Origin of the sequence: Pseudomonas putida (assembly GCF_004357765.1) — a bacterium.
In the GTDB taxonomy this organism is placed as follows: Bacteria; Pseudomonadota; Gammaproteobacteria; order Pseudomonadales; family Pseudomonadaceae; genus Aquipseudomonas; species Aquipseudomonas putida_U.
The window spans coordinates 44813-50812 of record NZ_SMTE01000022.1; the positions used below are offsets into that span (position 1 = coordinate 44813).

5 protein-coding genes are annotated in these 6000 nt (G+C 62.1%); 3 read left to right on the top strand and 2 right to left on the bottom strand.

What is annotated here, in order from left to right:
* Positions 1–402: 402 nt before the first annotated feature.
* On the top strand, positions 403–1734 hold the full coding sequence (locus tag E2H86_RS24595) for an MFS transporter (RefSeq protein ID WP_133332107.1): 1332 nt from the start codon (positions 403–405) through the stop codon (positions 1732–1734).
* A 178-nt stretch (positions 1735–1912) separates the two neighbouring features.
* The gene (locus tag E2H86_RS24600) at positions 1913–2626 is read left to right on the top strand and encodes a GntR family transcriptional regulator (RefSeq protein WP_133332108.1); all 714 of its coding nucleotides are present in this window, start codon (positions 1913–1915) and stop codon (positions 2624–2626) included.
* A gap of 6 nt (positions 2627–2632) precedes the next feature.
* Here E2H86_RS24600 and E2H86_RS24605 read toward each other — a convergent pair whose 3' ends face one another.
* Entirely contained in the window at positions 2633–3583 is a 951-nt protein-coding gene (locus tag E2H86_RS24605) for a PDR/VanB family oxidoreductase (RefSeq protein ID WP_133332109.1), read from the bottom strand.
* 12 nt (positions 3584–3595) lie between these two features.
* Entirely contained in the window at positions 3596–4663 is a 1068-nt protein-coding gene (locus tag E2H86_RS24610) for an aromatic ring-hydroxylating oxygenase subunit alpha (protein WP_133332110.1), read from the bottom strand.
* A gap of 233 nt (positions 4664–4896) precedes the next feature.
* Between E2H86_RS24610 and nadC the strand changes: the two genes are divergently transcribed.
* Positions 4897–5745, top strand: coding sequence for a carboxylating nicotinate-nucleotide diphosphorylase (gene nadC / locus E2H86_RS24615; RefSeq protein WP_133332111.1), 849 nt, complete (start codon positions 4897–4899; stop codon positions 5743–5745).
* Positions 5746–6000 lie beyond the last annotated feature (255 nt).

Genomic DNA, 6000 nt, shown 5'->3' on the forward strand with positions numbered 1-6000 from the left:
GTGGCCCGCACATCCCCTCCACTTACCGCCTCGACTTACCCCCTCAAATGGATCCATGTCATCAAATAGGTTCGATAACCGAACAAAAAATAGTCAAGCAATAATCTTCATAAGCTTTTGATTTAACTAGCATCTTTGAAGGAAGACAATTCATGAAGAGGTCAGCACGAGGAATCTCAGCGACGAAGCCCCTTCAGACGATATTGTTTATGGATCCATCATCTGATTGATTAGCGCCTGACTACGGTCGGAGCCCTCCTGCCGTACGCGACAACAATTACAAAAGGGTTCAGTCATGAATGGCCTACCAGGGGCACGGAACCGACAAGGTTCCCTCAGCTTAGCGTGCCTGCGCACCTCCCTCTTCTCCACTGCGGTCGAGTCCGATCAACAGGTGACTCCATGAGCATGGATATCAAACAGCGGCTGGATGACGAGCCGATGGTCGGTTTCCAGTATCTGGCCATCGGTATCTGCATCGTCCTGAACATGATCGATGGTTTCGACGTACTGGTCATGGCTTTCACCGCGGCCTCGGTTTCGGCGCAATGGAACCTGAGCGGTGCACAGGTGGGGCTACTGCTCAGCGCTGGCCTGTTCGGCATGGCGGCCGGCTCATTGTTCATCGCCCCCTGGGCCGACCGCTTCGGCCGCCGCCCCTTGATTCTCGTCTGCCTGGCGCTTTCCGGGGTGGGCATGCTGCTCTGCGCCCTGAGCCAAAGCCCGCTGCAACTGGCGTTGTTGCGCGGCCTGACCGGGCTGGGGATCGGCGGCATTCTGGCCAGCAGCAACGTCATCGCCAGCGAATATGCCAGCAAGCGCTGGCGGGGCCTGGCAGTGAGCCTGCAATCGACCGGCTATGCCTTGGGCGCGTCCCTCGGCGGCTTGCTCGCGGTATGGTTGCTGGGACATTGGGGCTGGCGTTCGGTGTTTTTGTTCGGCGGCATCGTGACGGTGCTGGTGATCCCGCTAGTGCTGCTGTGGCTACCCGAATCGCTGGATTTCCTGCTCGCCCGACGCCCGGCCAATGCCTTGGCGAGGGTCAACCGCCTGGCTGCTCGCCTCGGCCACCCGGCACTGGCACAGCTCCCTCCCCCCCTCGCCCATACCCGCGGCACCACCGGTGGTTTCAGACAACTGCTCGCGCCCTCGCTGCGGCGCACCACCCTGGTGATCTGGTTGCTGTTCTTCCTGGTGATGTTCGGCTTCTATTTCGTCATGAGTTGGACCCCGAAACTACTCGTCGCAGCAGGCCTGTCGGCCCAACAGGGCATCACCGGCGGAGTGTTGCTGAGCGTTGGCGGCATCATCGGCGCCGCGCTGATCGGCGGCCTGTCCTCACGCTGGCCATTGAGCCGGGTGTTGTCGATATTCATGCTCATCACAGCGGGGCTGTTGGTGCTGTTCGTGGCCAACGGCGCTTCGGTCGCGATGGCGCTGGCTTTGGGCCTGCTGATCGGCTTGTTCTCCAATGGCTGCGTGGCAGGGCTGTATGCGCTCTCGCCAGCGGTGTATGACGCGTCGGTGCGCGCCACTGGCGTTGGCTGGGGTATCGGCATCGGTCGTATCGGCGCGATCCTCTCGCCTACCGTAGCGGGCGTCCTGCTCGATGGTGGCTGGCAACCGCTGCATTTGTATGGCGTGTTCGCCAGTGTATTCGTCATCGCCGCCGGCTGCCTGCTGTTGCTGCGGCGTGCCGCCACTCCTGCACGGCCAGAACTGGCCAACGCCTGACCCAAGCCGCCCGACAGCCCTCAGCGACGACGAGCCCGAATCGCTCGCCTTCGCTGAGGGCTGTTTGCGTTATCGGCACAGCTCAAGTCCGTGGTGAAGCGCCGGTGCGCCCACAATGAGCGACCACAACTCCAGTCCTTACGCTAAGATGGCCGCTCATGCCTCAAGAGTTGCCTGGATGAGTAAACCCGGTCAGATGGTGCTGGTTGCGTTGCGCAAGATGATCGCCTCGGGCGAACTGGCGGCCGGCGCGCGATTGATGGAAGTACCGACCGCCGAACTGTTCGGTGTGTCACGCATGCCGGTGCGCATGGCATTTCGCACCCTCGAGCAGGAAGGCCTGCTGGTGCGCTTTGGCGGCCGTGGCTTTCAGGTGCGCTCGGTCAGCGAAGAGGACATCGCCGGCGCGGTCGAGGTACGCGGTGTGCTGGAAGGTCTGGCCGCCCGCCAGGCAGCGGAGCGTGGTCTGTCGCCGGCAGCGCGCGAAGCCCTCCAGCAGTGCCTGGCCGAGGGGGACCAGCTGTTCGACAAGGGCTTCGTGACCGAGGAAGACCTGGACGCCTACCACGATCTCAACATGCGTTTTCATCAGGTGATCGTCGCGGCCAGTCACAACCCGGCGATTGCCGATGCCCTGGCGCGCAACGATCACTTGCCGTTCGCCTCGGTCACCGCACTGGCCATCGACCGCCACGACCTGGCGCGCGAGTACCGCCGCTTCAACTTCGCCCACATGCAGCATCACGCGGTGTTCGATGCCCTGGTCAACGGCCAGGGTGCCCGCGCCGAGGCGATCATGCGCGAGCACGCCAATGCCACCTTGCGCTATGCCGAAACCTTCGGCAGCGCCAAGGCCGACCCACGCATGAAGGTCATTCTGCCAGCATCCTGAGCCAGGTCAGATATCCAGCACCAGCAGCGGCGTCTTGGAGCGAGAGCAGCATGGCGTGAACTGATCGTTCAACGCCTGCTCCTGCTCGGTGAGGAACAGATCGCGATGATCGGGCGTGCCCTGCAGCACACGGGTCAGGCAGGTACCGCAAATACCCTGCTCGCAGGAAACGGCGATTTCGATTCCATGGCGCTCCAACACCTGCACCACGCTCTGGTCTGCCGGCACCTCGAAGACCTCGCCGGTGCTGCCCACCTGGACCGAGAAACTGCCATCGCCGCTGGTATCGAGCGCAGCAGCAGCGAAGTACTCCCGGTGCAGGTTGGCTTCTTGCCAGCCCAGCGACCTGGCGCTTTCCAGTACGTGCTGCATGAAACCACCAGGGCCACAGACATACAGGTGAACATCGTCATGCGCACCGCCCAATACCTGGGCGATATCCAGCGCGGTCTCCGGTTGTTCATCGAAGTGCACGAACAGGCGGTCGGCAAACGGCGAGTGACGAATGCGCTCGAGGAATGCCGCACGCTCACAGGAACGGGCGCAGTAATGCAATTCGAAATCCGCGCCGCTGTGCGACAACTGCTCGGCCATGCACAGGATTGGCGTGATGCCGATGCCACCGGCGAACAACAGGCTACGCCGAGCCCCCGCAGTCAGCGGGAACAGGTTACGCGGCTCGCTGATACGCAGACTTGCGCCTGCGCCAACCTGCTGGTGGAGGCTGCGCGAACCGCCGCGTGAAGCGGGGTCGTCGAGCACGCCGATCAGATAGCGGTGGCGTTCTTCAGGGTGATTGCACAGGGAGTACTGACGTACCAGCCCACCGGGCAGGTGCACATCGATGTGCGCGCCGGCACTGAAGGCCGGCAGCGGGCTGCCATCGGCAGCGGCCAGTTCGAAGCTGCAGATACCCAGGGCTTCATCGTTGCGGGATACCACTACGGCATCGATCATGTCGGATCCTCCTCAGGCTGGCGTCGCGCTGGTGGCGATCAGTTCCGGTTGGGCTGCGCGCTCCTTGGCGATCCACCGCTCCAGCACCTTGCGCGACTGCACACCACCGGCATCGATATTGAGCTTGAGCAGGTTACGTTCGGGGTAGGCGAGCAGGTTCTGCTGTTGGCGTTCGAGCATTTCCAGGTCTTCGCTGAAGATCTTGCCCTGGCCTTCACGGATGTTGTCGGTCAGGGTCTGGTCGTGGGCGGCGAAGTTGCGTGCCATGCCCCAGAAGTACCAGATAGAGGTATCGGTTTCCGGCGTGATGAAATCGACCACGATGCTCGAAGCCTTGTGCTGGGGCTCGGCGTGGTAGCCGCCCTTGCCGGCATGGGCAACGCCGACTTCGATCAGGACATGGCTCGGCGGGGTGAAGCGGCAGATCTGCCAGCGATCCACCGGCACATCGTCAGCCAGGCCATTGCCACGCAGGGCCATGCGCCAGAACGGCGGTGCCATGATGTTTTCCATGTGGCGCGCAGTGACCACTTCGTCACCTGTGACAGTGGTGACAGGGGGCGCTTCGTCGATTTCCTTCTGGCCGATGCTGGAGGCATGGACATAGGTTTCATGGGTGAGATCCATCAGGTTATCGATCATCAACCGGTAGTCGCAACCGATGTGGAACAAGCCGCCGCCGTAGGCCCACTCGTCACTGACCGCCCACTCCAGGTGCGGGATCAGGCTCGCATCGGCCTGCGCCTGGTCGCCAGGCCAGACCCAGACGAAGCCATAGCGTTCGACCACAGCGAAGGTCTTGTTGCAGGGAAAGCCGCGAACTCGCTGCCCCGGCATGGAGACAGTCTTGCCGTCACAGCCCATCACCAGGCCGTGATAACCACATACCAGGTTCCCGTCTTCGACGTAGCCCAGCGACAGCGGCGCGCCACGGTGCGGACAGAAGTCCTCGACTGCGCAAACACGGCCCTCGTGACCGCGATAGAAAACGATCTTTTCCCCGCAGATCTGTCGACCCAGAGGTTTTTCGGCAATTTCGTCAGGGGTGCAAGCGACGTACCAGGTGTTTTTTGGGTACATGGAGGCTCTCCGGCATGTTGTTTTTATTTAATGGATCCATTAAATCCACGAACAACGTTGGCAGTCAATGTAAATACGGCTATGCATTCGTAATCCGTGCGATTACCGGCCCACATATGGATCCATTAAAGCAACCTCTGGCCTGTTCGAGCACCCTGCCGGCACACGCGGTCTGCTGTACACAGCCGCCTCCCCTACCCGATAATCGCGACACCTAGCTTGTGGAGCCGACCATGCCGAACCTACGCCTCGCCGACCTGACTGCCGAAATCGAAGCCAACGTGCGCCGTGCGTTGCTGGAAGACATCGGCAGCGGCGACATCACCGCGCAACTGATCCCCGCCGAGCGCCTGGCCAAGGCCACCATCATTACCCGCGAGGATTGCGTGGTCGCCGGCACTGCCTGGGTCGATGCGGTGTTCCGTCAACTCGATCCCCGGGTTGCGGTACATTGGCAGGTCGCCGACGGCGATCAGGCCAAGGCCAACCAGGCATTGTTCCACCTCGAAGGACCAGCTCGTTCGCTGCTCAGTGGCGAGCGCGCAGCGCTCAACTTCCTGCAGATGCTTTCAGGCGTCGCTACCCGCGCGCACTTCCTCGCCGGGCTGGTGGCAGGCACCCAGGTGCGCCTGCTCGATACCCGCAAGACTTTGCCTGGGCTGCGCCTGGCACAGAAGTACGCGGTCACCTGCGGCGGCTGCCACAATCACCGCATCGGCCTGTACGACGCTTTCCTGATCAAGGAAAACCACATTGCCGCCTGCGGAGGCGTGGCAGAGGCAGTGACCGCGGCGCACCGCATCGCGCCAGGCAAACCGGTTGAGATCGAAGTGGAGAGCCTGGACGAATTGCGTCAGGCGCTGGACGCCGGTGCCGACATCGTGATGCTCGACGAACTGACCCTCGATGAAATGCGCGAAGCCGTGCGCATCAATGCCGGCAAGGCCAAGCTGGAAGCCAGTGGCGGGGTCAACGAAAGCACCTTGCGGGTGATTGCCGAAACCGGCGTGGACTATATCTCGATTGGCGCGATGACCAAGGATGTCAAGGCAGTGGACCTGTCGATGCGCTTGAGTCTTTGAGGTAGCCCCCGCGAATTCGGCATTGCGCGGACAAAAAAACCGGCCCAGGGCTAATGCCAGTCAGTTAAGGTCTCATGCTCATCTATTGGGGCCGCGTTGCGGCCTTCGCGGGTCTGGGCTGCGCTGTCGCGCAGAGAACCATGGTCCTTGTGGGAGCGGGCTTGTCCGGCGAATGGGGCGACGCGGTGAATGGCACCGGCTTCGCCGGTGTTCGCGGGACAAGCCCGCTCCCACAGGTTCTACGCTCGAATCAAG

What these genes read in the sequence shown, in the direction of transcription:
- E2H86_RS24595 (WP_133332107.1), top strand. Translation starts at nt 403, where the DNA reads ATGAGCATGGATATCAAACAGCGGCTGGATGACGAGCCGATGGTCGGT.
- E2H86_RS24600 (WP_133332108.1), top strand. Translation starts at nt 1,913, where the DNA reads ATGAGTAAACCCGGTCAGATGGTGCTGGTTGCGTTGCGCAAGATGATC.
- E2H86_RS24605 (WP_133332109.1), bottom strand. Translation starts at nt 3,583, where the DNA reads ATGATCGATGCCGTAGTGGTATCCCGCAACGATGAAGCCCTGGGTATC.
- E2H86_RS24610 (WP_133332110.1), bottom strand. Translation starts at nt 4,663, where the DNA reads ATGTACCCAAAAAACACCTGGTACGTCGCTTGCACCCCTGACGAAATT.
- nadC (WP_133332111.1), top strand. Translation starts at nt 4,897, where the DNA reads ATGCCGAACCTACGCCTCGCCGACCTGACTGCCGAAATCGAAGCCAAC.